Source organism: Ruegeria sp. AB5, from assembly GCF_056542645.1.
Genome location: NZ_JBQGAE010000018.1, coordinates 1 through 25,089, shown reverse-complemented (window position 1 = coordinate 25,089; position 25,089 = coordinate 1). Strand labels below are relative to the sequence as shown.

Genomic DNA, 25,089 nt, shown 5'->3' with positions numbered 1-25,089 from the left:
CGCACACTCCTGCAATTTGATTGAGAGACAATGACCATGGCAAAGCTGAAATGGGGCATGATCGGTGGTGGCGAGGGCAGCCAGATCGGACCCGCCCACCGGTTGGGTGCGCAGGCGGACGGTATGTTTGACTTTGCGGCGGGCGCTTTGGATCATCGCCCGGACTTGGGCCGAGACTATGCTCGGCGTCTGGGCATCGCTGCGGACCGCGCATATGGAGACTGGCACGAGATGTTGGCCGGAGAGAAATACCGGGACGACCGGATTGATCTGGTCACGATTGCCACGCCAAACTCGACCCATTTTGAAATCGCCAAAGCCTATCTGGAGGCCGGGTTCAATGTGCTGTGCGAAAAGCCGATGACCATGACGGTGGACGAGGGCGAAGAAATCGTGCGCGTGGCCGAGGCCTCGGGCAGGATCTGTGCGGTGAACTATTGCTACTCGGCCTATCCGATGGTCCGTCAGGCCCGCGCCATGGTTCGGGCGGGGGACCTCGGCAAGGTTCGTCTGGTTGTCACCAACTTCAGCCACGGCCACCATGGCGACGCCACGGATGCTGACAATCCGCGTGTCCGCTGGCGCTATGATCCTGCTTTGGCCGGTGTCTCGGGCCAGTTCGCGGATTGTGGCATTCATGCGCTGCATATGGCCAGTTTCATCTGTAGTGATGAGGTGAAAACATTGTCCGCAGACATGGCCTCGACCATCTCCAGCCGGGAACTGGAAGACGACGCGATGGTCAATTTCCGCATGGAAAATGGCACGGTCGGGCGGTTGTGGACCTCATCTGTCGCCATTGGGCGCCAGCACGGGTTTGACATTCAGGTCTTTGGCGAAACCGGTGGTTTGCGCTGGGCGTCGGAACAACCGAACCAACTGATTTACACCCCGGTCGGTGGGCGTACCCAGATCATCGAAAAGGGTGAAGACGGGCTGCACGACGAGGTTCAGCGCCTGTCCCGCGTCGCCATTGCCCATCCCGAGGGCTTTCCGTTGGCTGTGGCCAATATCTACTGCGATCTGGCGGACGCAATCCGGGGCGAGCAGCGCGATGGGCTGCCTGGGGCAGCAGATGGCGTGCGTTCGATTGCAGCCGTTCATGCCGCGGTTGCATCGGGTAAAGAGGATGGGGCCTGGAAAGACGCCCGCCCGCCTATGTTCCGATAGTCAGGGACGGGGTCGCAACGTACCCCGTTCGATGACACGGCAAGGGAAAATCCGGGCCTCGGGGTATCTCTGAGGCTCTTTGAGCATCTCTTCGACCAGATCGACCGAGGCTGTGATGATTTGTTTGATCGGCTGGTGAATTGTCGTCAGGTCCACGTTTTGCCAACGGGCCATTTCCATATCGTTCAGACCGATGATGCCGATGTCGCGACCCGGTGTCAGCCCGTGATCCTTGAGGGCCGAAAGCGCACCGATTGAGAGGATGTCATCTCCGCAGAAGTACCCCTCCGCCGGAGAGCCTTGCAACAAACGCAGCATTTCAGCCCGCCCGGCCTCGAACGAATAGTTGTCTGCGAAAGAATGAGACATCTGCACCTGCGGATGCTGCCCGACTTCTTCGATGAACCCTCGATACCGGTCCATGGCCGAGGTTGCATCTTTCGGTCCGCCCAGATACCCGACGTGATCATACCCGCGCGCTACCAGTTCCCGCGCGGCCATGCGCCCGCATTCCACGTTGTCGATACCCACGACGTGTACTTCGGGTGAGGTGGCGGAACGACCAAATGTGTGAACGACCGGCACGCCTGCATCGTGGAAAGCCTTGGCAAAGCTGGGCGGCAAGGTCGACGATGCCACGATCACCGCATCGACCGAATATTGGCGCAACATCCGAACAGAGTTGGACGGCTCGGTTTCGTCCGTCAGATTGACAATCAACGGGCGCAATCCGCGCTCTTGCAAGGCGCGGGTGAACTGATCGAACACCTCAAGAAAGATCGGGTTGTGAAAGTTGTTCGAGATCAGCCCGATCAGCTTTGTCCGTCCGGTCGTGAGCGAGGACGCCAGCGCGTTCGGGCTGTATCCCAGTTCTTTTGCCGCCTTTTCGACTTTGCTGCGCGTCTTGGCCGACACCGAGGCGCCTTCGGTAAAGGTGCGCGAAACGGCCGAGCGCGACACGCCAGCAAGGGCTGCAACGTCTTTCAGGGTCGCACTCATTCTGTATGCGCCCCCAGTCGCGAGGGGCTAAGAGATTTGGACTGCCTCATACCACGATAATACGCACTATCGGCCAAGTGCTGCAACCGGTTGCAACGCCCGGCCGTTGCAGTCGCCAACCTGTCTTTGGGCGTTCTGGAGAGCTCGCGTGTGTTGAGAGGCTCTGTTCGTGCCAACGGCCGCATTTCCCCAAGTGTTGACTTCACGCTTCAATGTCGCCTGTTCGTACACCGCAAAACGAAACATCCGCAATACACTGAACCCTGCCCTAGTTGCAAAACAGATGCACTTAGATTGCCCAAATCACGTAACCACAAAACCTAAAGCGTTTCTCCCAAAGCGACACGCACGTGCATATCTGAAGATATGCGCGCACGCTGAGGAATTCTGCCGGGAAGGCGACAGTGGTGCCGTCACCTGTTTCAGGGCTCAGAACCTAAGGGACAGGCAGGACATGCCTCCATCCAGCTTGGCGCAGTCAGTGTTGTCGATCTGAACGATCTCATAGCCTGCCTTGTCCAACATCTCGGCTGTGCGCGGAAAACCTGAGGCCATCAGCACGAGGTTGTTGAAGCGGATTGCATTGGCCGCAGCTTCTTCGCCTTCGGCCACATGCAGGACCCGGTAGCCTTGGAAACAGCCGGATGCATCAAGACGCTTGGTCGAAAGGATCGTTTCAGCATCCATCAACGAGCAATCGGTTTTGAAATGCAAAACGCCTTCCGGTGTGAAAACCTCGCGCAGCGCGTGACCCCATTCGTCGGCAATTTCGGTCAATTCCGCAACGCCAGCCGCGTCCGTCCGATCAGAGCGCCCGACAAGGATTTCCTTGTCGGTGACAAGGATGTCGCCCCCTTCAACATGACCCGGGCCCTTGATTTCACGAACATCGTCATAGCAGGCCCGTATTGTTGGTGCAATTTCAGCCACTTCCCCCAGTCGAGAGGGGGCTCCGGGCCGCATGAGGATAGCGCCTTGCGGCAGGCACAACGCGGTGTCCTCGACAAATTGGGCGTCTGGGAATGCCTCGAGAGCCCCAAGCTCGATCACCTCGGCGCCGGTGCTGCGCAGGGCCGCCACGTAAGCCGAATGCGCAGCCATCATATCGTCGAGACTGGGATTGCCGATGTCCTCGGCGCGCAGGCCAGCTGCAATGGTCGAAGCGGGCCGACGGGTGATGGCGCGGGTAAACTCAAAGGTCGGATTTCGCATGGGTCACTCCTGAGCCGGATTGCGTCCGGCAATTTCGATTTCCAAGATGGAGGGGCAATTGTATTTGCGGGCCTCAGCCAGAGCAGTTGCAATGGTCTGCGGATCCGGTCGGACGCGTGTATGAGGGATACCGAATGATGCGGCGGTGGCGGCAAAATCTGGCGGGGTCGGGTCGCAACCGATCACGTCGACATCCACAGCCTGCATCGAGGTTGCGATCTCACCATAGCCGTGGTTGTTCCAGACAATGAAGGTGATGCACAGGTTTTGGTCGACTGCGGCCATGATCTCGGGCAGTGAGAATTGGGCTCCGCCGTCGCCAGCAATGCAGATGACCGGAGCCCCAGGCGCGGCAAGGGCTGCGCCGATAGCAGCAGGAATACCATAGCCTAGTGCGCCATATCCTGTGGCTGCGTTGAACCAGCCGCCGGGGCGGTCGTGATCGTAGTAGAGATTGCCCGCATAGATTGGTTGAGTGGAATCTCCGATCAGCAGCGCATCCGGTACAGCCTGACGTATGGCGTTCAGAATCTCGACCTGCGCGCGATAATCCGGACCAATTTCCTCGAGGGCTGCAGCACGGGTTCTTTCGGCACGGGCGGCCCCCTGGTCTCGATTTGATCTACCCGGCAGGGACGTCAACACCGCAGATATGGCGTCATCGGCGTGGCCCTCGATGGTAATGTCAGCACGGTGGCGGGCCAATTGATCCGGGCAGATATCCACGCGTATCAGCCCGGTCATCTTTGCCATGCTTCCAGTGGCATACATGTCATAGTCGGTCGGGCCCAACTCGGTCCCCAAAGCGAGCACGCAATCGGCGTCTTCGATCAGGTCCCGGACAGCTTGCAAGCTGGGGCTGGCGGGTACCGTAAGGGGATGTCCGTGCATTAGGCCACGTGCGTTGACCGTTTGCACCACCGGAGCGTCCAGGCGTTCTGCCAGGGCTTGCAGGTTCGCCCCGGCCGTTTTCGTTCCGCCACCTGCCAGAATGACAACATTGCTCGCAGCCGATAACTGGTCTGCCGCCTGTTGGATCAAGGTTGTATCCAGCGCCGGTCGGGCATTGTCTTGTACGGCCAGGGTACTGTTCGCAGCCAGGCCCGCGACGTCCAGAGGTATCTGGATATGTGTTGGCCCGGGCCGCCCCATCGAGAAGGGGGCAAAAGCGCGGTCCAATGCCGCGCTCAGGTCGTGAGGATGTGCGATGTGCTCGGACACCAGCGCGACCGTTTTGGCCAACGCATGCTGGTCGGGCAACTCGTGCAGGTGGCCAAGACCTTGATTCAGCGTGCCATTTTTGTTGACGCCCGAAATCACCAACATCGGAACTGAATCCGCGCGTGCCTGGGCCATGGGTGTCAATGTGTTTGTCAGGCCGGGGCCAGTAATGACGAAAGCGACGCCGGGTTTTCCCGAAACCCGTGCATAGCCGTCCGCCATGAAACCTGCGCCCTGTTCGTGCCTCGGCGTCACATGTTGGATACCCGAGGCCGCAAGACCCCGGTATAGCTCGACCGTGTGCACACCGGGAATGCCGAATACACAGGACACGCCCCGTTGCTTCAGCTCGGCGACCAGCACCTCACCAACTGTTTGATGGGTCATGCAACGCTCCGTTTATTGCGGATTGCGTGGTCGACGATACGGTCCAGCGCGATAGCGAAACGGTCGTCGTCGATGGTAAGGGCGACCCGAACCCAATCCTTGAGGCTTTCGCCAAAGGCAGAGCCGGGCATAACCGAAACACCTTGCGCCAACAGATCCCAGGCATAGGCGTCGCCGTCCATTCCGCTGGCCGAGACGTTGACCAGGGCGAACATGCCCGCATCCGGGCTGTGGACCGTCAGTTCGGTTTCGGTGTGAAGACGGTGTTCCAGCAGGGCGGCCCGGGCTGCGAAGCGCGAGGCCATGCCTGCGGCGACCGACGACCCTTCGCGTACGGCTTTTTCTGTCATGTCGGCAATGAACGGTTGGTTTCCGAACAGCATCGTTTCCGAGACCGGCAGCACTGCATTGCAGAACTCGGCCGGACCCACGCACCAACCGCTGCGAAAACCCGGAGCGGCATGAGATTTGGAAATCGATGAGACAGCTATGACCCTGTCCGCCAGATCCGGTTGAGAGAGAGGGGAGACAAATTCCGCGCCTTCGAACACCAGATGCTCGTATACTTCGTCCGAGATAATCCAAAGGTCGTGCTTAATCGCGAGCTCGCCGATTTCCCGCAAATCCTCGGCATTCAGGATCGCGCCGGTTGGGTTGTGCGGGGTTGTGAGCAATATGGCGCAGCTTTTTGGTGTGATACGCGCGGAGAGGTCGGCGGCCTGAAGCCGGAATCCGTTTTCGGGGCGCAGCGGCACCGGGACGGGTTCGGCCCCGGAGGCGCGAATAACGCCTTCATAAGTGGCATACATCGGATCGCCCACAAGCACCTCGGTCCCGGCTTCGGCAACGCCTTGCATCACGGTAAAAAGCGCGGTCTGGGTTCCCGGGAAACAGAGAACGTTTTCCGGCAGAAACTTGCGTCCGCGGGTCGCGGTATAGGCCGCAGCTATGGCCGCGCACAGCCCGGCCTCGCCGCGACCGTTAGAATACCCGGTTCGGCCCGCTTGCAAAGCCGAAGCCGCTGCATCGCGCAATTCTTGCGGGGTTGGGACGTCCGGTTCACCAATGGTCATTTCCACCAGATCGGCACCGGCCTCGACCATCGCCCGGGCTTTCAGGTGGACTTCCCATTTGCCGCCGCCAAGGCCGGCCAGCCGTTTGGTAATTGCTGTGACCCTCATTTGGGCTCGCTCTCCTGCGTTAGATCCAAATCAATGATGGCGGAAACCGATTGCATGCCGATTTCAACCAGCTCTCCCGGTACAAAGGCATCAGGCAGGGCGCCGCCTTCCAGCCAGAGACCGTCGATTACCGCGTTGCAGGCGATCGCCAGTTGCCGCAATCGGGCAGGGGATGCCGAACGGTTCGCTTCTTTCAGCGAGGCGGCAATCAACCCTTCAAGCTGATCCCGAAAATACGCGTAGGTGCGTTCGTGCGTTGCCTTCATCTGCGGGTCCCGCTGCACTTTGTTCAGAAAGCTGGCCCAAAGTGCGATGGCACGCGGATCGACAACCGGAGGTGTCAAAGACGCCTTCACGAAAGCGGCCAGTCGGGCATTGGCACTGACTGCCGGACCGTTTGCCGGTGCAAAGGTTTGATCGGTCATCGTGTTCATATGGTTTTCGTAGGCGGCAACGATCAGCTCTTCCTTCGAGCTGAAGTAGTGACGGATCAGTCCTTGGGTGACATTTGCGCGTTCGGCGATTCCCCGGACAGTGGCGCCGCGAACGCCTTGTTCTGCAACCAGGTCAAGCGTTGCCAGAATCAACGCTTCCTGCCGGGACTCTGCCGACTCGCGCCTGAATTTTTTGCGTTCTTCGCGCACGATGGTTCCTTTTTTGCCGAGTCCAGCAATTATACGCTTGCATAATTACTGGGTTCGCGGCTTACTGCAATCAGAAAATTGAGGGCACAGATAAATGGACACAGCCGCCGCTGCCGCATCAGTTCACCAGCCGGACACACGCCGCGAGGCGATCCGGGTCGAGGACTTGCACAAGTCCTTTGGAAATCTGGAGGTGCTGAAAGGCGTGGATCTGACAGCGCACCAGGGTGATGTCGTGGCGATCATTGGTGGGTCCGGTTCAGGCAAGTCGACCATGCTGCGGTGTATCAATTTTCTGGAGACACCGAGTTCCGGCAAGATCATTATCGGCGGCGAGGAAGTGGCAATGCGGGCCGATGGCAGCCCGGCAAGCCAGAAACAGATCGAACGAATTCGAACCAAGTTGGCCATGGTGTTTCAGCAGTTCAATCTTTGGTCTCATCGGACACTCCTGGAAAACGTGATCGAGGTCCCGGTACACGTGCTGAAGGTTCCAAAATCCGAAGCAATTGAACGCGCGCGCGAATTGTTGGTCCGGGTCGGGCTGGGCGGCAAAGAGGACACATTCCCCGCCTATCTGTCAGGTGGCCAGCAACAAAGGGCCGCTATTGCGCGGGCGCTGGCGGTGGATCCTTCAGCGATGCTGTTTGATGAGCCAACATCGGCTCTTGATCCTGAACTTGTTGGTGAAGTTCTCACGGTAATCCGTGATCTGGCGTCCGAAGGGCGCACCATGCTGCTGGTCACGCATGAGATGAAATTCGCACGCGAAGTCGCGAACCACGTAGTTTACATTTACCAAGGTCGCATCGAAGAGCAGGGACCACCTGCCGAGATCTTTGGCAATCCGCAATCCGAGCGGCTGAAACAGTTCCTCAGTTCAGTCGGCTGATGCTAAAAAACCAAATAATATCAACAGGGAGTAACCTATGAAACTCAAATCACTACTGACTGCGGCCTCTGCCGTTGCCGTTCTGACCGCAAGCGCTGTTGCAGCCGAACAAGTCAAGATCGGCATCGCAGCCGAACCTTATCCACCGTTTGCCTCACCTGACAGCTCGGGCAATTGGGTCGGCTGGGAAATCGAGGTTATCAATGCCGTCTGCGCCGCAGCCGAGCTGGACTGCGTGATCACTCCTGTTGCCTGGGACGGTATCATTCCCTCGCTGACCGGCCAGCAGATCGACGCGATCATGGCATCGATGTCGATCACTGAAGAGCGGTTGAAATCCATCGACTTCAGTGACGCGTATTACAACACCCCCGCAGTGATCGTGGCGGACAAATCGATGGACATCGAGCCGACCCCCGAGTCGCTGGCTGGCAAGATCGTCGGCATTCAGGCCTCGACCATTCACCAGGCTTATGCACAGGAGTATTTCAAGGACTCAGAGCTGAAAGTGTATCAGACTCAGGATGAGGCCAATCAGGACCTGTTTGCGGGCCGCATCGACGCGACCCAGGCGGACAGCATTGCAATGGCGGATTTCGTGAACTCGGACAATGGTGCCTGCTGCGAGATCAAGGGTGCCGTTGCGGATGACCCGGCGATCCTGGGCCGTGGTGTCGGCGCTGGCGTGCGCAAAGGCGAAACCGAGCTTTTGGAGGCGCTGAACAAGGGTATTGCGGCGATCCTGGCCGATGGCACCCACGAGAAAATCACCTCGGGCTATTTCACGACCAGCATCTACTAAGGGGCTGTTGTGACCGGACTGTTCGAGACACTGGGCCTCGGTACCACCGCCGAGCTGCTGTCGCTGTCAAGCTGGGGGGGCAACCTGCTGCGCGGGCTTGCAAATTCCCTGCAGATTGCCTTTGGCGCATTTGGAATGGGGCTGGTCATCGGGCTGTTCGGTGCCTACGGCAAACTCTACGGCGGGAAGGTCACGCGTGATCTTCTTGCCATCTATACGACCGTGATCCGTGCGGTGCCCGAACTGGTGCTGATTCTGATCCTCTACTACGTTGGCAGTGATATCATCAACAAGATCTCCGAGGCGGTCGGGGGCGGTCGGGTTGAAATCAACGGCATTGCGGCTGGCATCTGGGTTCTTGGCGTGGTGCAGGGCGCGTATGCCACAGAAGTGCTGCGCGGTGCGATCAAGGCTGTGCCAATCGGCCAGATCGAAGCGGCGAAATCCTATGGCATGCCAGCTTTCATGATCATGCGTCGGGTAACGATCCCGGCGATGATGAGTTTCGCGACACCGGGGCTGGCCAATCTGTGGCTCATCGCCACCAAGGATACGGCCTTGCTTGCAGTGGTTGGCTTTAGCGAGCTGACACTGGAGACGCGACAGGCTGCCAGCAGCACCCGGGCTTACTTTACCTTCTTTCTTGCGGCAGGTTTCCTCTATCTGATGGTGACGCTGTTCTCCGGTGTGGTGTTCGCACGTATCGAGAAATGGGCACGACGTGGCCAACCTTCCCTGAAAGGGGGCGCTGCATGATCACCGTCAGATCTCTTATGCAACCGCACCGGATCGTCATGATGCTCCTGTTTGCGGCGCTGGTGATCTGGTGCGCGTTCTCGCTGCGGTGGGACTGGATTCCGAAATATGCCCCTCTGGCGTTGCAGGGTCTTTGGACCACGATATGGCTATTGGTGGTGACAACTGTTCTGGGATTTCTTCTGGCCGTGCCGCTGGGATTGGCACAGGCGGTTGGTCCTTGGTACTTGTCCACGCCGGCCCGGATTTTCTGCACCATCATTCGAGGCACGCCGCTGCTGTTGCAGATTTGGTTGCTGTATTATGGTTTGGGCTCTCTTTTCCCGCAGTTTCCCTGGATACGGTCTTCAGAGCTATGGCCGTACCTGCGCCAGGCATGGCCCTACGCCGTGCTTGCACTGACACTATCCTTTGCGGGCTACGAAGGCGAAGTGATGCGCGGGGCGTTTTCCGGCGTTGCAAAGGGGCAGCTGGAAGCCGCGAAATCCTTTGGCATGCCACGCTTCACTATGTTCCGCAGGATCTGGCTACCCCAAGCAGTGCGCAATGTGCTTCCGACCTTGGGCGGGGAGACAATCCTGCAATTGAAGGCGACACCCTTGGTGGCGACAATCACGGTGGTCGAGATATACGCGGTCTCGTCGCGTGTTCGATCAGATACCTTCATTGTGTACGAGCCGCTGTTGCTGCTGGCATTGGTATACATGATCATCGCCGGGCTGATCGCTTTGGCTTTCCGGCGGTTCGAAGGGGCCTGATTGGCTTGCGAAGCCTTGTCGGACGAGCATGAAGATCATTCGTGCACGTGTGCCGTTTCCCCAAGTTTTGTTCGAGATTGAAAGTCCCCAATCCCCTTTTCCATAAGGCTGCACAACAACGAGTTTCCGAGCGCATGTAGGGATGGTGGGTGATGAGAGACTCGAACTCCCGACATCTTCGGTGTAAACGAAGCGCTCTACCAACTGAGCTAATCACCCGTGAAGGTGCATTTAGCCAAGCCTGCGGTTAGGTGCAAGAGGGTTTGGATGAAATTCTTGCATCACTTGGTCAGTATCAGGCCGGGTAGATGCCATGCTTGAAGGGACAAGAGCAGGTGAAAGGCGCTTGCATGCGGCCTGTTGCCTCCGATATCCCCGATAGAGACTGAAACCGTCCAGGCTGGAGTGGACATGACGCGACCTTCCCCTTTCCGTTTTTCTGTGGCGGCTCTGGTGCTTGCAGCGATTTTGCTGGCACCGATGCGGGCCGGGGCAGACGGGGTTTTGGTGTTTGCGGCTGCCAGCTTGAAAAATGCTTTGGACGTGATTGCAGCCGACTATGAAGACCATACCGGGCAGGCCATTACGATTTCATATGCGGCATCATCCGTTCTGGCGCGTCAGTTGCAATCGGGTGCTCCGGCGGATTTGTTCATCTCCGCCAATGAAGACTGGATGGATGTTCTGCAGGACGACCAGATCATCAATGCACAATCGCGTGTTGCGTTGCTGGGTAACGGTTTGGTTTTGATCGGGGGCAAAGAAAACGCGCAGATTGGCGAGATTGACGCCGCATATGATCTGGCGGCAAGTCTTGGTACCGGGTTTCTGGCTATGGCTCTGGTCGATGCGGTGCCCGCCGGGATCTACGGCAAGGCCGCATTGCAATCCCTTGGGATGTGGGAGGGTGTGCAGGATCAGATCGCCCAGACTGACAATGTGCGCGCCGCGTTGGCTCTGGTTGCAACCGGGGCCGCGCCGATGGGCATTGTGTACCGGACGGACGCTCTGGCTGATACGCGGGTTGGCGTGATCGGAAATTTTCCGGACAGGTCCCACCCGCCGATTGTCTACCCGGCGGCGGCGACCGTCTCTGCCGCTCCTGCGGCGTTGGCTTTTCTGGACTATATTCAGGACGATGCGGCAACGCGTGTGTTTGAAGGGCAGGGGTTCTCTCTGCCGGGCAGGTGATCAGGATGGAGTGGTTGGGTCCCGCTGAGATCGAGGCGCTAAAGCTATCCCTGCGGGTTTCGTTCTGGGCGACGCTGGCGACGTTGCCGTTTGGCATTCTGGTGGCCTATGCCTTGGCGCGATGGCGCTTTCCGGGGCGGCAGTTGCTGAATGGGCTGGTGCATCTGCCTTTGATTTTACCGCCGGTCGTCACCGGGTATCTGCTTTTGCTGACCTTTGGTGTTCAAGGACCGATGGGGCGGTTGTTGGCCGAGATCGGGATTGTCGTCGCCTTCCGCTGGACCGGAGCGGCAATGGCTGCCGGTATCATGGCTTTCCCGCTGATGGTCCGGGCGATCCGCTTGTCGATTGAGGCGGTGGATCCCCGGTTGGAGCAGGCCGGGGCAACGCTGGGGGCCTCGCGCCCATGGGTGTTTGCAACAGTGACCCTGCCGATGATCCTGCCCGGTGTGATCGCGGGGGTAGTTTTGGCTTTTGCCAAAGCTATGGGCGAATTCGGGGCGACAATCACCTTTGTGTCGAACATTCCCGGCCAGACCCAGACACTGCCTTCGGCTGTTTATGCCTTTTTGCAGGTCCCGGGGGGCGAAGCGGCCGCGACCCGGTTGGTGGTCATATCGATCATTGTGGCGATGAGCGCCTTGCTGCTGTCCGAATATGTCGGACGTCGCGCAGCGGCGCGGGTGGCCGGGTCATGAGCCTGTCCGTTCGTTTGCGCCAGCATCTGCCCGGGATTGAACTGGATATCAGCTTTGACGCGCCCGCTGGGGTGACGGTTCTGTTCGGGCGCTCGGGGTCAGGAAAGACCACGGTCGTAAACGCGATGGCGGGCTTGCTGCGGCCCGAAGCCGGGCGTGTTGCGGTGGATGACTGGGTATTGTTCGATGTCGAAACCGGGCACTGGTTGCCGCCGCACAAGCGCAGGCTGGGCTACATCTTTCAGGAGGGGCGACTGTTCCCCCACCTCACCGTCCGTCAGAACCTGGTCTATGGTCGGTGGTTCGCACCCCGCGCAGCAAAGCGCGAGACCCCTGACAAGGTGATTGAAATGCTGGGTATCGGCCACCTGCTTGATCGACGTCCGGCTGGTTTGTCGGGCGGAGAAAAACAGCGCGTCGCCATCGGACGTGCTTTGTTGGCCGGCCCACGCCTGATCCTGGCCGACGAACCTCTGGCGGCACTGGACGATGCCCGCAAGGCAGAGATCCTGCCGTATTTCGAGCGCCTGAGGGATGAGGTGTCGGTCCCGATCCTGTACGTCACGCATTCCGCAGCAGAGGTTGCCCGGTTGGCGACGTCCGTCGTGGCATTGCAGGACGGCAAAGTCGCGCGCCAGGGTCCGGCCTCTGAGGTTCTGGCCGACCCTTCCGTTACCCCGGCCGGCGTGCGTGCCGTTGGCGCGGTGTTGCGCGTGCGTGTGAAGGCGCATCATGATGATGGGCTGACCGAGCTGGATGCAGGGGGCAGTGCGTTGTTCCTGCCCCGTATCCCACATCAGATAGGTGCAGAGTTGCGCATCCGCATCCCGGCGCAAGAAGTCATCCTGTCGAACAAACCGCCCGAGGGTCTTTCTGCCTTGAACGTTTTGAGCGGGACTGTCGACACGATCCGGGCGGGCGAGGGTCCGGGTGCGATTGTGTCGGTCAAGACCATGGCAGGGGTCGTTCTTGCGCGGATCACCCGCCGTTCGGTTTCAATTCTGGGTTTGCAGTCGGGAACACGTTGCTATGCGGTGATCAAGACCGTGGCGCTGGCCCCAGAGGATGTGGGCGGTCGGATCGGTCCTATGGGCTGAGATCACACCAGTGCGCGTGCCTCATGTGCGCGCAGGATCTTTCGCGCGGCATGTCCGAAACCCGGTGACAGATGCGTCACCCGGTCCGGAAAAATGGAGGCAAGTTCCTGCAAGCCGTCTGATGACAGGGTGTGCAGCGCCTCATCACCCAGAAACAGACTTTCCGCCAGCGCCCCGTCGGCAAGCAGGATTTCGTGACGATCCATCAGGATGTGCAGGTATTCCACGGGCTGCTCCGAGCGGTCGATGAAAATTCCCGGCCAGCTACAAAGATGTTTGGCCGCAACCAAGACTTCGGGCGCGCCGAACAACAGTTCCACTTTGGCCCCCCGGATTAATATCCTGTGCTGTTGCGAGACCACAAGATCACGAGTTGGTGTGCTCGGTCCAAGGCTGCCGCGTTTGATGCGCACTGGGCGCAAACTTGGGTCGTCGTGCAACCGCTCGGGCGGAATCAAACTGCTTTCTATCCAGCGGACCGGCTGCAAACCGTTGTCGTGGGTTCGGACCCAGTCACCAACCGAAAGCGTTTCGATCCGCCGAGGCCCCTGATCCGTCTCCAGCAGTGTTCCGGCCGTAAAGCAAACCCCTTCGATCGTTATGGTTATTGTCTGTGTCAGGTCATAGGGAACGACTTCGAAATCCGTGTTGACCTCGTTTCCAGTGACACGGACGGTAAAGGTGTCTTCGACAATCTCGCCAAAGTCCAGGTCGTCATAGTCGCCGGGATCAACCGTGTACGTCCATTGTCCGGCGGCATCTATTGTCGCCGTTCCCAAAGCGGGTTGCGTTGCGATGCTCCAATTGGCGGAAAGCGCAAACCCACCGGTCAGATCCAAATCACCATTGGCCAGATTTGGCGGATCGCCGGTAACGGCCCCGGTGATGTCACCAGAGATTGTGACTGATCCCATTTTCAGGCTCCGCTTTGTTCCAGCATCCGCGCGAATTCCTTCTTCCGGTAAAGCCTCATATGAACATCACCAGTTTTGTCCCGCGTCCATTCTACGATCCGGTTCCGGGTCATGTCACCGATAACCCGGTTCGTACGGACCCTAGGGTGTGGTATTTCTGTCTTTAGAATGTCTACGATCTCGTTCGTTTGTCCGAACGGCGCAACCAGATCGATGATCCAGAACGAGGATCCGCTGGTGAAATCCTTGTCGCTCAGAGGTTTTTCCTGAACACCATATTTGTGTTCCACCTCTGGGCTGAGACCGGCAAATGTCACGAACCCCCGTGGAAAGCCGTTCTGGCGGAACATGTGGTACTGTCCCAACCTCAGAGGTGTCTCAAACGCATAAAGCACTTGCGCCAATGTGCGTTTCTGATGCGCCCTGGTCAGCCCGGCCAGATAGAACATCGCCCCAAAATCAGCATATTTTTCGGGCGACAGATCAAACCAGTCCTTGGGAAACGATTGACTCAAAATACACCTGATCTTGGTTGATATCCCGATGGTATTCAACCACATGCAGGTTGCATATAGTTTTCTGTATATGATTGACCACGCAGGCACTATGCGCAGCACCACTCGACGTTGCCGGTATTTGTGCTAGTCTCAATTTACAATAGATTTTTCAGGACGTTCAGATGATGCGTTTCGCCCAGGCCTTTGTTGTTTCAACGATGATGTTTGCCCCGCAGCTGGCACATGCGCTGGGGTTTGGCGTCAATGTACGCCCGCAATACAGGACCGAAATCACGCCGCTGGATGGGGGCATCTATGAGGTCAAAGCCATCGGCTCTTCGGCCCCGGTGAACTATTGGTGCGGGATTGGGGACTTTGCGATCCGAACTCTGGGCGTTCCAGGTCCGACCCGCATCTACATCTATCGCGCTTACGAACCCGGCGTGCGCACGGTTCAATTCTCAATGACGCCGCCACCCGGGGCGGATACCACTCCGGGGTATTCCATTACCGTCAAACGGGTCGGCGAGAACATGTCGGCCACATCTGCGCAAAGCTACTGCTTCGACAACTTCATGGATTTCGGTTTCTGACACTCAGACCCATTTGGCCAGAGGTGGCAGGCTCATCAACACCGCATCCGGGTCATGGCCAGTTTCAAGCCCGAACTTCGTGCCCCGGTCATAAACCAGATTGTACTCGGCATAGAGCCCCCGATGCACCAGCTGTATGTCCTTGTCTGCCTCAGCAAAGTTTTGGACCCGACGTTTTTCGACAAGTGGCAGGAAGGCGGGAAGGAAAGCTTTCCCGATATCCTGGGTCAAAGCAAAATCCGCTTGCCAGTCATCGGTGCAATAGTCATCCATGAAAATCCCGCCGACCCCACGGGCGCGTTTGCGGTGAGGGATGTAGAAATACGTATCAGCCCAATCTTTCAGGCGTGGATAGTGACCAGGTCCATGCGGGTCCAGATGCGCCTTTTGGGTGGCGTGAAAATGCGCGGTGTCCTCATCATATTCAATGCAAGGGTTTAGGTCTGATCCACCGCCGAACCACCAGGCATGCGGCGTCCAGAACATGCGCGTGTTCATATGAACGGCAGGAACGTGAGGGTTCTGCATATGGGCCACCAGCGAGATACCCGAGGCCCAGAACCGCGGATCCTCGGTCATGCCGGGAATACCCTTGCGCGCCGCCATGGCCTGCTGCGCCCGCTCGCCCAGTGTCCCGTAGACGGTTGAGACATTGACGCCCACCTTTTCGAAAACGCGCCCGCCGCGCATAACCGACATCAGACCACCACCCGCGTCCGAACCATCCTCGGACTGGCGCTTGGTGTCCTTGACCTCGAAACGTCCGGGCTCTGCCTCGGCAAAGGGGCCGGTGTCGTGACTGTCTTCCAGCGCCTCAAACGCGGCGACGATGTCGTCGCGCAATCGGCGGAACCAGACTGAGGCGGTGTTCTTCTCGGTGTCAAACATGGGGCTCAATGCGCCGGGGCTGCGACGGGATCCAGCAGGGTGCGGCCGCCGTCAATCGTAAGTATCTGGCCCGTAATGAAGCCTGCGGCGTCCGAGGCCAGAAACTGCGCGGTTTCCGTCAGTTCGGTCGGGGCTGCAATCCGCGCCAAAGGGGTGTGCTTTTCGATATCGTCGCGGAAATCGCGGTTTTCTTTCAACGTGGACTGTAGCGAAGCGCTCATCACGGATCCCAGCGCGATCGAGTTAACGCGAATGCGGTTTGGGGCCAGCGCCACAGCCAGCGAGCGTGTCATCTGATCCAGCGCGGCGGTCGAGACGGAATAGGCCATCAGGTCCGGGTGGGTGCGCCGGGCCGCAATCGACGAGAGGTTAATGATCGAGCCTGCAGGGTTGTCGTCATCGTCTCCGGCCTGTTTGATCATCCGTTTGGCCACCAGCTGGCTCAAACGCAGGGCGGGCATCAGGTTCTGGTTCAACAGTGTCCGGACCGAGTCGTCATCAGGGTCCAGCGGGTCTGACGGGATCACCTGACGGGCACCATTGATCAGGATATCAACCTGATCAAACGCGTCCAGCGTGGCCGACAGCAGGTTGGCAATGGTCAGCTTTTCGCGCAGATCGCCTGCGAAATAGCGTATATTGCTTTCATCGCCCTGCTCGCCCAGTTCTTCGACCAGCCGTTTTTCGTCCATATCTGCAAAGACCACATTGGCCCCGGCATCGGCAAAGTGGCGTCCGATGGCCAAACCAATCCCGTTGGCCCCGCCGGTTACAATCGCTGTCTTGCCAGCTATGGAAAAGGACATCCGAATCCTCCTGAGTTGAAGCGCAGGTTAGCGGGGCTTAGACCCGGGGGCGAGAGGCATGAAACACCTTGAACCGATTGTCGCCTGTCACTTCGTGAACTTGAGTGAAGGCCTCCGTCAAGGTGGACTCGTACGGCAGATGGCGGTTGGCGACCATCCAGAGGTCTCCGCTGCGGGTCAGGTTTCGTGCGGCGGATCTGATGAAGCCTTGCCCCAGCGCGGGTTCGGCACTGCGTGTCGTATGGAACGGCGGGTTCATGATGACGGTATCGATGGGCTCTAATGCTTTCCAGGTCACCGCGTCTGCCCAGTGAAACTGTGCCCGCGGATCGGTGATATTCGATTTGGCACAGGTGAGTGCAATGTAATCTGCTTCGACCAGATGCAATGACTTGACACGGTCACTCTTCAGCACCCCCGCCGACAAGAACCCCCAGCCCGCGCCCAGATCCGCCACTCGGGCCCCCAGCTTGTCGGGCAGAGAATGCGCCAGAAGGGCTGACGCAGGATCAATGCCGTCGGCTGAGAACACACCGGGCGCTGTCGCGTAGCCACCCACGCTCTGCGTTTCGGGTGCGGCCCAATCGACAAAGGCGGCGTCATCAGCCTGAAACCAAAAGATCTTGCCATGGGCCTTGGAAATCGGACCTTCGATGGCAACCCGCTTGCGAACATCTTTCAGGATACTGTCGATACCATTGGTTTTGGCCCCATCGACAACAATCGTCCCGCTTGCACGGGCGCAGGCGCGATGGATCAAGGACCGGGCCAGCGCCTTGGCGCGCGGCAGAAACACCAGCGCGTCGTGGCAGGGCGCATCGGACACTGGCGCAACGGCAAAACCCTGGCTGGCAAAATAATCGTGAAACGGTTTGAATGGCTGAACGACCTGAGCATTGCGCGGCAAGCCCGATAGGTCGTTTTCGGTTGTCGGGCCGATCACGGTCAGCGGGTGAGACAGGGTCAGGCCGCTGTTCAGGGCGAGGTCAAGGCGAGGGGACATGGTCAATTCCGGTCAACCCGGCCTATTTTATTCTTCGCGTTCCATCGTGCATTGCAAAGGATGCTGGTGCCTGCGGGCAAAATCCATCACTTGACCCACTTTGGTCTCGGCAATCTCGTGGCTGAACACGCCGACCACGGCCACGCCTTTTTTGTGCACGGTCAGCATGATTTCGAACGCCTGTGCGTGGGTCATGCCAAAGAAACGCTCTAGCACGTGAACCACGAATTCCATCGGCGTGTAATCGTCGTTCAGCAATAGCACCTTGTACAGCGGGGGACGCTTGGTTTTGGGCCGTGTCTGCAGCAGGACAGACGCGTCACCGTCGTCATCTGATTTGTCAGACATCATCCAGGGGTTTTCCAGCATCGCGCGCAACAGTCCGATTCAGGCATTGGGTTTATCTGAGCGCTTATATAACGTGGACGCCGTCAGAATAAAGAGGTAGCGGACCTATTCGGAATGGACAAAAAACTGACGACGATCGCTTTTGATGCGGATGACACGCTGTGGCACAATGAGCGATTTTTTCAGCTGACCCAGGCCCATTTTGCACAGATTCTGGCAGATCACGCGGAACGTGATCAACTGATGGAGCGTCTTCTTGCGGCAGAAAAGCGTAACATTCAGCACTATGGATACGGGATCAAAGGCTTTGTGCTGTCAATGATCGAGACGGCAATAGAAGTGACCGACGACCGCGTTCCTGCCTCGGTCATTCGTCAGTTGATCGAAGCCGGGCAAGAGATGCTGGCCCATCCGATCGAGCTTCTGCCCCACGCGCGCGAGGCGATTGAGAATGTTGCGGATACACACCGTGTGATTCTGATCACCAAGGGCGATCTGATCGACCAAGAGCGCAAACTGGCGCAATCGGGGTTGGGGGATTTGTTCGACGGGGTCGAGATTGTCTCGGAAAAAACGGCTGAGACCTATCGCTCTATCTTTGAACAACACGGAGACGGACCATCGGCGGCGATGATGGTTGGCAACTCGATGCGGTCGGATGTGGTGGCGCCGATACAGGCCGGGTGCTGGGGTGTCTATGTTCCCCATGGCCTGGTCTGGGAGGTCGAACAGGCCGAAGTGCCGGTTGGCCACCCGAGATTCCGGGAACTGGCGGATCTGGGGGACGTTGCTGATTTGGTGCGCGACCTCGGCTGATGTTGCCGTTCGGCCTCAGTTCCGAAAAAAACAACGCAGCCTCGGCCATGATCCCGCCATCTTCGCGCATGTGGTAGGATGGCGTGCGCCGACGTCTATATATAGAAGGCGCCGACAGCTGTAACCAGCCCTCGAAAACACCAGCTTTCGGTTTCATTTAGAGGTCCCCTGTGTTAGCCTTGGACCAACTAAAATAATTTCAGCCGACCGGGAAAACCCGGCGGCGCGAGGCAGACAGAGGCAAAGATCGTGCAGAGTCGGTGGACAGTCCCGGCCCGGATGGGCGTATTCCTCATAGCGTTTTTTGTGGTGCTTTCTTTTGCGCCCCTCAAAGCCTTTGCCGCCCCCTACGCGGCGATGGTGATCGACGCGCGAACGGGCGAAGTTTTGCATTCGCGCAATGCCGATACCCGGCTGCACCCTGCCTCCCTGACCAAGATGATGACACTCTATATCGCGTTCGAGGCAGTGCGGAATGGAGAGATCACGCTGGACACCCCGGTTCGTATCACGCGGGCAGCAGCGGCGGAGCCGCCGTCAAAACTGGGCCTACGCTCCGGCCAAACGATTGCGTTCCGGTACCTGATCCGAGCCTCGGCAGTGAAGTCAGCCAATGACGCGGCCACGGCCATCGGGATTGCGATCAGCGGCTCCGAAGCCGCATTTGCCCGCCGAATGACCCGGACCGCCAAGGCGATGGGGATGAGCCGGACGACGTTCAAGAACGCCCACGGTCTGACTGAGTCGGGGCATATGTCCACCGCACGCGACATGACCACTTTGGGGCGTCATCTGCTGTATGATTATCCGCAGTACTACAACCTGTTCTCGCGCCAATCGACCCATGCCGGGATCAAGACGGTTCCCAACACGAACCGGCGACTTCTGGCGGCGTACAAGGGCGCGGATGGAATCAAGACGGGCTATACCCGTGCCGCCGGGTTCAACCTTGTTGCGTCGGCCAAGCGCAAGGATGAGCGCATCATCGCTACCGTGTTCGGTGGCAAGTCGGGTGCGTCGCGCAATGCCAAAGTGGCCGAACTGCTGGACCTTGGCTTTCGCCGGGCTCCGTCGCGTGCTCCGATCCGCAAACCTGCGCGCCCGGCCTATGCGGGCAATACCGGTTTGGGCGGTTCGACACAGGTCGCGCGTCTGACTGGCGCGCCGAAATCCAGTTTGCGTCCGGTGATCCGTCCCAATGCCGCAACTCAAGTGGCAAGCGCTGTGGTCGAAAATGCGAACCAGAGCCGGGACCGCATTCAAAGCGGAATTGCAGCAGCCATCGCCGAGGCTGATCTCGCACCTACCGCGCCTCCGGTGGAAAGCTCGGATACGCGTCCGGCTTTGCGGCCTGAAAATTTGGTTCTGGCCTCAACTCAGCCCGATGAACAACCTGAGCCGGAACAAGAGGTTGTCACGCGTTTGTCCACGTCAGGCGGGCATTTGTGGGGTGTGAATGTCGGCCGATACACGACACGGTATGAGGCCGAGAAGGTGTTGCTGAAAACCGCGTTGTCGGAAATGACCACGCTTGAAGGCACCCTTAGGAAAGTCAACCAAAACTCAAGAGGGTTCGAGGCCACGTTCCAGGGCATGACGCGAGAGCAGGCCGATCTGGCCTGCCGCCGGTTGCAAGCCCGCAATGTCACCTGTTTCATGATCGGGCCGTCATAAGACCCGACATATACTCTCCTGATGGGACTGGGCTGCGATGTTTCGCAGCCCTTTTTTATCCAACCAGATCAGTCAAACACATGGCCGTGCTCGTATTGCTCGTCCTGCCCGGCAGCGGCGGTCAGGGCCGCGACGTTGTCCTTGGTAAAGAACCCGTCATAGTGATGGCAGCGCTCGATGTATTCGGTGATCAACAGCGTATTCTTCGAGTGTTTCGAAAAGATCTGTTTCAGGTTCGGGTCGTCTTTGCACTCACCCACGACATGCGCGAGGAAAGGCACGCCCTTGTCCTTCAATGTGTTGACAACGTAGTCGACGTTCTTCTCGCCAGCGCCATGATCCCCATCCTGAATCTCGACGGCCATGTGGTGGAGGCGGCGACCAAAATTGCGCACGAAATCTTCGGTCGGCATGGGCAGTTTGGCAAACGAGTTCACGAAGGACGGCGTGTTGTTGGCTGTGAACACTTTGGCCGGGGATTTCTTGTCGTCGTCCACGTTGGCGTTGCGGTTTACGTTGGTCGACGAGTTCATATCGAAGATATTGTACGCCCCCCAAAAATAGTAGGGCACCATTGTCAGAAACTCTAGGATAGCATCTTCGCGCTCGCCCGCCAGAACGCGGGTGGCGAGGTGATCGACCCCCAGCATCAGAGGTGCGATTTTCGAGTCGGTGCCAAACGTCGCGGCCACATCGAGGCTGGCTTTCTCGGTATCGCTCAGAAGGACACGATCCCCGAGGCCCAGACTGTCCGGGTCGTTGAAGTCCAAGGTCGAATAGCCGACCCGGTTGCAGGTAAAATCGGACGGGGTCGTAAAGCAAAACCCGTCCAGAGTGTAAAACGGGTTCTCGGTATCGCCCGCGTATTCAAACCGGATATTCTGATCTTCCAGCGTTTTGCTGAGCGCAGCAAGATCGTTCGCGGCAAAAACTTCTCCTACATACCGGGTCTGGGGCGTGTTGCGGGCCAGCGGGTACATCCGGTTTATGCGCGGGATGAAATCCTCAAATTTTTCGCTCAGCGGCGCCATCAGGATCAACGCCGGATAGTCAGGGTGCGAATGCAGGATAGAGAACTTGTGCGTCCGCCCGAGATAGCTGGCCGAATGTCGATAGGGCGTCATGACATACAGTTCGAGCATCGTGTCAAACAGGGCCGTGGTCTCGACCTGAATGACGATCGCGCGCATCGGCCCAACCTGATCTGCGATGCCCGAGCTGGTGCGTCGCTCGTAGATCATCGGCAGATATTCTTTGAAGAAGTCCGAGTTCTTCTTGTCGCCTCGTGGTTCATAAGACATCAGATCAAAAGACATTGGCGCCTCCTTGCGGGACATCTGGCTGCAAGCGCGGTGGCTTGATTCATTGTGTTATTCATTGTGTTGCTACAATAACGGTATTCAGAACATGCACTTGCAGGCATGCTATGCGTTGAATCCTGTTCGGGCAACAGCGGGAAATTGGGCAACGGGTGTTACGACCAAATGTCTATCGGGTGAACTTTTTAACATCGACCCCGCCCGCGATCAGAGTCTCTTTGACCGAGCGGGCGATTTGCACGGCTGTCGGGCCGTCGCCATGCAGACAGATCGTGTCGATTGAGGTTTCAAGCCGTTTGCCGGACTCGGAGATGATGGCCCCTTCGCGCACCATATTCAGAATGCGCGGGCCAGCAATCTCTGCATCGTGGATAACCGCCCCGGGCAGGCTGCGATCGACCAGAGTACCATCGTCGTTATAGGCACGGTCAGCGAAGATTTCGCCCACCCACTTGCAACCGAGCGCGCGGGCGGCCTCTTCCTGTTTCGTTACGGCCAGCACCATGATGATGATATTCGGGTCAACATCCAGCGCGCCCTGATAACAAGCCCGCGCCATGTCGATATCGACCGAGCACATGTTGGCCAAGGCGCCATGCAGTTTCAGGTGCCGCACCTTGGTGCCGACCGCTGCCGCCATTCCTTTTGCAGCACCCAGCTGATACCGTACCAGATTGCGCAGGCTTTCGTGGGGCACTTTCATATTGCGGCGACCAAAACCCTGAAGATCGGCAAAGCCAGGATGCGCACCGATACCCACATCGTTTTCGGCGGCCAGTGTCATCGTCTTTGCCATCACATCCCAGTCGCCCGCATGAAACCCACACGCGATATTGGCCGACGTGATGATCTTTAGCAGGCTTTCATCATCACCCATGTTCCAGGGGCCATAGCTTTCGCCCATATCGGCATTCAGGTCCACTTGGGGCATCAACAGGTCTCCTTACTCGGTGGCAGAGATCACTCCGCCGATCAATTGGTAGGACAACAGGTCCGGGATGTCATGCGGGTCGCGGACCAAAGGTTCAATACACCCCGGCAAGCGGGCAAGTTCGGCCCGGAAGACAGCGTCAAGATCCACGGCCTGATCCATCGCTACGAATTCGAAGCGGATCGGCGCGCCAGCAGGAGTTTGCGCTGCGCGGGGCAAATCGCAGGGTAAAACGGTTGCAATTCTGGGGTATCCGCCCGTCGTCTGGCACTCGGGCAACAGGATGAAGGGATTGCCTGTTCCGGTCATCTGGATGTCGCCGGGGGTGATCACTTCGGAGAGAATGTTCAACTGCCCGTTGGCTGCAAACCCGTCACCGTCACTTTCCATCTGCATCCCCATCCGGTTTGCGCGTGCACCCCGTCGGAATTGGGTCTGGGAGAAGCGGTTCAGCGTGGCGTCATCGAACAGCGAGGTTTGAAAGCTGGCGACGACGCGCAGAACACCGCCAGTGAATCGGTCGGTGACGTGCAGCTTGCTGCCAGCCTCACCACTATCTGTCCCTGAAGGCAGCTGATCACCGGCCTCAACCACGCGCCCGATCTTGGCCGTCAGATGGGTAGCGCGCGACCCCAGAAAGACGTCAGTATTGATACCGCCGCCGAGATGCAGATAGCCATAGTTTCCTTGCAAACTCGGGCCGATTGTCAGGCGTTGTCCAGTGTCCAGTAATTGTGATGCATTCCAGACGATTTGAGACCCGTCGATGCTGGCCTGCATCGGCGCGCCGGTCAGCGCCACCCGGACGGGCTGAGTAGCTTCAAATTCGCCCCCCATGCCCGCCATTTCCAACGCAGCCAGGTCCGGGCTTTGACGCAACAAAGCCGCGCCTTCATGCAGTGCCAGAATGTCGGCTGCTCCGGACCGGGACAGCCCCTGATCCAGATAGCCTGTTCGCCCTTGATCCTGAATGGTGCACGCGGGGCCGATGCGTCGAACTGTCAGGCTCATGATACAATCTCATGACACGTTGCGCCGCCAAGGCCAGTGTCGTTGTTTGCGCGAATGGCTTCCAATTCGTCTCTTGATACCGGGTCGAACAGCAATTCATCGCCTGGCTTCAGGGTGAATGCCTCTTCCATTTCAGGCCGGAAACACCGGAAGGCGGTTTGACCGATATGTCGCCACCCTGTTGGTGTTGGGCCGGAAAACAGAACAAATTGCGAGATCGCCAAAACCAGAGCACCTTCGGGCACCATCGGGTTCAATTCTGGCAGGCGGGGTATGTTGAACTCGGGACCCAGAGGACCGAGATAGGGTTGTCCGGGCGCGAACCCGATTGTCAGAACGCGCACCCGCGACTGGCTGAGCCGACGAACGGCCTCGGCAGGGTTCAGCCCTGCCACGTTTGCGGCTTCATCCAGTTGAGGGGCCAGATCCGTTCCGTACACGGTTGGAACACGCCACAGTCTTCGCCCATCCGGCAATGCCGCACTGTACCAATCTTTCTGTTTCAGAAGTTGGTTCAATCGGTCAGCGATCTCTGAATGGCGAACGCGCTGAGGGTCAAAGCGCACATATGCTGACCCAAGCGAAGCGGAGGTTTCTATGACACCGTCCAGATCCAAGTGATCGATCTGGTCGCGATACGCCAGGGCGGCCCGGTTCGCGGCCTCGGTCATTTTGCCTGCGAATGTCACCAATGCGCCGTCCAGACCGACGGTGCGCACCATTGGATAGGAAAGGCCCAGAGTCATGCGGTTGCTGCCATTGGATCGTTTGGATGCGTTCGGAGACCAGACCGCATTGCGGAGGAATGCGCAAGTAGAGTGAACTTGGAACGCAGAGATTCTGAATGTGCAGCCAATTCAGACCTGTTCTCTGGCCTGGATAGCGCAGAGACGATTGCACCAATCGCTGCGGAATCGGGTGAGTCAACGATTTGGCGGGATTTCAGACACGGCTTTGAGTCGGATTGGATTGTATCTGGTTTCCCGCTGAGCCCAACATGTTGTGGTTTGGCATTGTCAGGTCTGTGCCGAGTCGAGTGTTGTTCAAAATGGGACGCATCAAACTGGCTTAAAATCACTTTGCGAGAGGTCTTTAAGGATATGAAATTGTTTAACTTTTCACCGAAACGCAAAAAAATGCACCGAGAACTGATTTTTCTGCTTGCGGCTGTGTTCGGTAGACCTTAGAACCCCCTTCACCGGCGGCGCTGAGGTGCTGGGACGCTGCGGCAGCGGCGGTGACGCTCAGGAGAGACTGGGGGCATCTTAGGGAAGTTGTTAG

At 58.4% G+C, this 25,089-nt stretch carries 26 protein-coding genes and 1 tRNA gene; 11 read left to right on the top strand and 16 right to left on the bottom strand.

Annotated features, from left to right (window positions below; all coding sequences use genetic code 11):
• Positions 1–36: 36 nt before the first annotated feature.
• The gene (locus tag ACR0L4_RS20810) at positions 37–1,170 is read left to right on the top strand and encodes a Gfo/Idh/MocA family protein (RefSeq protein WP_480514901.1); all 1,134 of its coding nucleotides are present in this window, start codon (positions 37–39) and stop codon (positions 1,168–1,170) included.
• On the opposite strand, the gene ACR0L4_RS20805 is transcribed toward ACR0L4_RS20810, so the two are convergent.
• From ACR0L4_RS20805 to ACR0L4_RS20785, 5 genes are all read right to left on the bottom strand, one after another.
• On the bottom strand, positions 1,171–2,169 hold the full coding sequence (locus ACR0L4_RS20805; RefSeq protein ID WP_480514900.1) for a LacI family DNA-binding transcriptional regulator: 999 nt from the start codon (positions 2,167–2,169) through the stop codon (positions 1,171–1,173).
• 429 nt (positions 2,170–2,598) lie between these two features.
• On the bottom strand, positions 2,599–3,381 hold the full coding sequence (locus ACR0L4_RS20800) for an arginine deiminase family protein (protein ID WP_480514899.1): 783 nt from the start codon (positions 3,379–3,381) through the stop codon (positions 2,599–2,601).
• 3 nt (positions 3,382–3,384) lie between these two features.
• Positions 3,385–4,989, bottom strand: coding sequence for a 5-guanidino-2-oxopentanoate decarboxylase (locus ACR0L4_RS20795; RefSeq protein WP_480514898.1), 1,605 nt, complete (start codon positions 4,987–4,989; stop codon positions 3,385–3,387).
• Entirely contained in the window at positions 4,986–6,170 is a 1,185-nt protein-coding gene (locus ACR0L4_RS20790) for a pyridoxal phosphate-dependent aminotransferase (protein ID WP_480514897.1), read from the bottom strand. The genes ACR0L4_RS20795 and ACR0L4_RS20790 overlap by 4 nt, the downstream gene beginning before the upstream one ends.
• Positions 6,167–6,814 (bottom strand): TetR/AcrR family transcriptional regulator, encoded by a 648-nt coding sequence (locus tag ACR0L4_RS20785; RefSeq protein WP_480514896.1) that lies wholly within the window; start codon positions 6,812–6,814, stop codon positions 6,167–6,169. Before ACR0L4_RS20785 ends, ACR0L4_RS20790 begins: the two co-directional genes overlap by 4 nt.
• 94 nt (positions 6,815–6,908) lie before the next feature.
• On the opposite strand from ACR0L4_RS20785, the gene ACR0L4_RS20780 reads away from it, so the two are divergent.
• Genes ACR0L4_RS20780 through ACR0L4_RS20765 form a run of 4 tightly spaced genes read left to right on the top strand, consistent with a single transcriptional unit; the run spans position 6,909 to position 10,022 of the window.
• Positions 6,909–7,706 carry an ABC transporter ATP-binding protein gene (locus tag ACR0L4_RS20780; RefSeq protein ID WP_480514895.1) on the top strand — a complete coding sequence of 266 codons (798 nt, stop codon included), beginning with the start codon at positions 6,909–6,911 and terminating at the stop codon, positions 7,704–7,706.
• Between the two features lie 37 nt (positions 7,707–7,743).
• Positions 7,744–8,508, top strand: coding sequence for a transporter substrate-binding domain-containing protein (locus ACR0L4_RS20775; RefSeq protein ID WP_170751676.1), 765 nt, complete (start codon positions 7,744–7,746; stop codon positions 8,506–8,508).
• Positions 8,509–8,517: 9 nt separating this feature from the next.
• A complete protein-coding gene (locus ACR0L4_RS20770) occupies positions 8,518–9,264 on the top strand; it encodes an ABC transporter permease subunit (RefSeq protein WP_170751678.1) in 747 nt (248 codons plus the stop codon).
• Complete coding sequence (locus ACR0L4_RS20765; RefSeq protein ID WP_170751681.1) at positions 9,261–10,022, top strand: ABC transporter permease; 762 nt, start codon at positions 9,261–9,263, stop codon at positions 10,020–10,022. The genes ACR0L4_RS20770 and ACR0L4_RS20765 overlap by 4 nt, the downstream gene beginning before the upstream one ends.
• Before the next feature lie 143 nt (positions 10,023–10,165).
• Here ACR0L4_RS20765 and ACR0L4_RS20760 read toward each other — a convergent pair.
• A tRNA-Val gene (locus ACR0L4_RS20760) sits at positions 10,166–10,241 on the bottom strand.
• Positions 10,242–10,433: 192 nt separating this feature from the next.
• Here ACR0L4_RS20760 and modA point away from each other — a divergent pair.
• Genes modA through modC form a run of 3 tightly spaced genes read left to right on the top strand, consistent with a single transcriptional unit; the run spans position 10,434 to position 13,008 of the window.
• Positions 10,434–11,213 carry a molybdate ABC transporter substrate-binding protein gene (gene modA, locus ACR0L4_RS20755; RefSeq protein ID WP_480514894.1) on the top strand — a complete coding sequence of 260 codons (780 nt, stop codon included), beginning with the start codon at positions 10,434–10,436 and terminating at the stop codon, positions 11,211–11,213.
• Between the two features lie 5 nt (positions 11,214–11,218).
• On the top strand, positions 11,219–11,911 hold the full coding sequence (modB, locus tag ACR0L4_RS20750; RefSeq protein ID WP_170751685.1) for a molybdate ABC transporter permease subunit: 693 nt from the start codon (positions 11,219–11,221) through the stop codon (positions 11,909–11,911).
• Positions 11,908–13,008, top strand: coding sequence for a molybdenum ABC transporter ATP-binding protein (gene modC, locus ACR0L4_RS20745; RefSeq protein ID WP_480514893.1), 1,101 nt, complete (start codon positions 11,908–11,910; stop codon positions 13,006–13,008). Before modB ends, modC begins: the two co-directional genes overlap by 4 nt.
• Before the next feature lie 2 nt (positions 13,009–13,010).
• On the opposite strand, the gene ACR0L4_RS20740 is transcribed toward modC, so the two are convergent.
• Positions 13,011–13,922 (bottom strand): Hint domain-containing protein, encoded by a 912-nt coding sequence (locus ACR0L4_RS20740; protein WP_480514892.1) that lies wholly within the window; start codon positions 13,920–13,922, stop codon positions 13,011–13,013.
• A gap of 2 nt (positions 13,923–13,924) precedes the next feature.
• Positions 13,925–14,437: a toxin-activating lysine-acyltransferase gene (locus tag ACR0L4_RS20735; RefSeq protein ID WP_480514891.1), complete on the bottom strand. Its 513-nt coding sequence runs from the start codon at positions 14,435–14,437 to the stop codon at positions 13,925–13,927.
• 164 nt (positions 14,438–14,601) lie between these two features.
• On the opposite strand from ACR0L4_RS20735, the gene ACR0L4_RS20730 reads away from it, so the two are divergent.
• Entirely contained in the window at positions 14,602–15,012 is a 411-nt protein-coding gene (locus ACR0L4_RS20730) for a hypothetical protein (protein ID WP_480514890.1), read from the top strand.
• 3 nt (positions 15,013–15,015) lie between these two features.
• Here the strand turns inward: ACR0L4_RS20730 and hemF are convergent, their stop codons facing one another.
• The 4 genes from hemF to clpS are packed head-to-tail and all read right to left on the bottom strand — an operon-like array spanning position 15,016 to position 18,078.
• Entirely contained in the window at positions 15,016–15,900 is an 885-nt protein-coding gene (gene hemF, locus ACR0L4_RS20725) for an oxygen-dependent coproporphyrinogen oxidase (protein ID WP_480514889.1), read from the bottom strand.
• A 5-nt stretch (positions 15,901–15,905) separates the two neighbouring features.
• Positions 15,906–16,706, bottom strand: coding sequence for an SDR family oxidoreductase (locus ACR0L4_RS20720; protein ID WP_170751698.1), 801 nt, complete (start codon positions 16,704–16,706; stop codon positions 15,906–15,908).
• 37 nt (positions 16,707–16,743) lie between these two features.
• Positions 16,744–17,709: a class I SAM-dependent methyltransferase gene (locus ACR0L4_RS20715; RefSeq protein ID WP_480514888.1), complete on the bottom strand. Its 966-nt coding sequence runs from the start codon at positions 17,707–17,709 to the stop codon at positions 16,744–16,746.
• Between the two features lie 27 nt (positions 17,710–17,736).
• The gene (gene clpS / locus ACR0L4_RS20710; protein WP_170751702.1) at positions 17,737–18,078 is read right to left on the bottom strand and encodes an ATP-dependent Clp protease adapter ClpS; all 342 of its coding nucleotides are present in this window, start codon (positions 18,076–18,078) and stop codon (positions 17,737–17,739) included.
• 93 nt (positions 18,079–18,171) lie between these two features.
• Between clpS and ACR0L4_RS20705 the strand changes: the two genes are divergently transcribed.
• Together ACR0L4_RS20705 and ACR0L4_RS20700 are read left to right on the top strand one after the other, a co-directional pair.
• The gene (locus tag ACR0L4_RS20705) at positions 18,172–18,873 is read left to right on the top strand and encodes an HAD family hydrolase (RefSeq protein ID WP_480514887.1); all 702 of its coding nucleotides are present in this window, start codon (positions 18,172–18,174) and stop codon (positions 18,871–18,873) included.
• 279 nt (positions 18,874–19,152) lie between these two features.
• Positions 19,153–20,547 carry a D-alanyl-D-alanine carboxypeptidase family protein gene (locus ACR0L4_RS20700; RefSeq protein WP_480514929.1) on the top strand — a complete coding sequence of 465 codons (1,395 nt, stop codon included), beginning with the start codon at positions 19,153–19,155 and terminating at the stop codon, positions 20,545–20,547.
• A 68-nt stretch (positions 20,548–20,615) separates the two neighbouring features.
• Here the strand turns inward: ACR0L4_RS20700 and ACR0L4_RS20695 are convergent, their stop codons facing one another.
• The 4 genes from ACR0L4_RS20695 to ACR0L4_RS20680 all read right to left on the bottom strand — a co-directional run bounded on the left by ACR0L4_RS20695 (position 20,616) and on the right by ACR0L4_RS20680 (position 24,554).
• Positions 20,616–21,863 carry a hypothetical protein gene (locus tag ACR0L4_RS20695; RefSeq protein ID WP_480514886.1) on the bottom strand — a complete coding sequence of 416 codons (1,248 nt, stop codon included), beginning with the start codon at positions 21,861–21,863 and terminating at the stop codon, positions 20,616–20,618.
• A gap of 172 nt (positions 21,864–22,035) precedes the next feature.
• Positions 22,036–22,797, bottom strand: a complete 762-nt coding sequence (locus tag ACR0L4_RS20690) for a LamB/YcsF family protein (RefSeq protein ID WP_480514885.1) — start codon at positions 22,795–22,797, stop codon at positions 22,036–22,038.
• 12 nt (positions 22,798–22,809) lie between these two features.
• Positions 22,810–23,808: a 5-oxoprolinase subunit C family protein gene (locus ACR0L4_RS20685; protein WP_480514884.1), complete on the bottom strand. Its 999-nt coding sequence runs from the start codon at positions 23,806–23,808 to the stop codon at positions 22,810–22,812.
• The gene (locus tag ACR0L4_RS20680) at positions 23,805–24,554 is read right to left on the bottom strand and encodes a 5-oxoprolinase subunit B family protein (protein ID WP_480514883.1); all 750 of its coding nucleotides are present in this window, start codon (positions 24,552–24,554) and stop codon (positions 23,805–23,807) included. Before ACR0L4_RS20680 ends, ACR0L4_RS20685 begins: the two co-directional genes overlap by 4 nt.
• Positions 24,555–25,089: the final 535 nt, after the last annotated feature.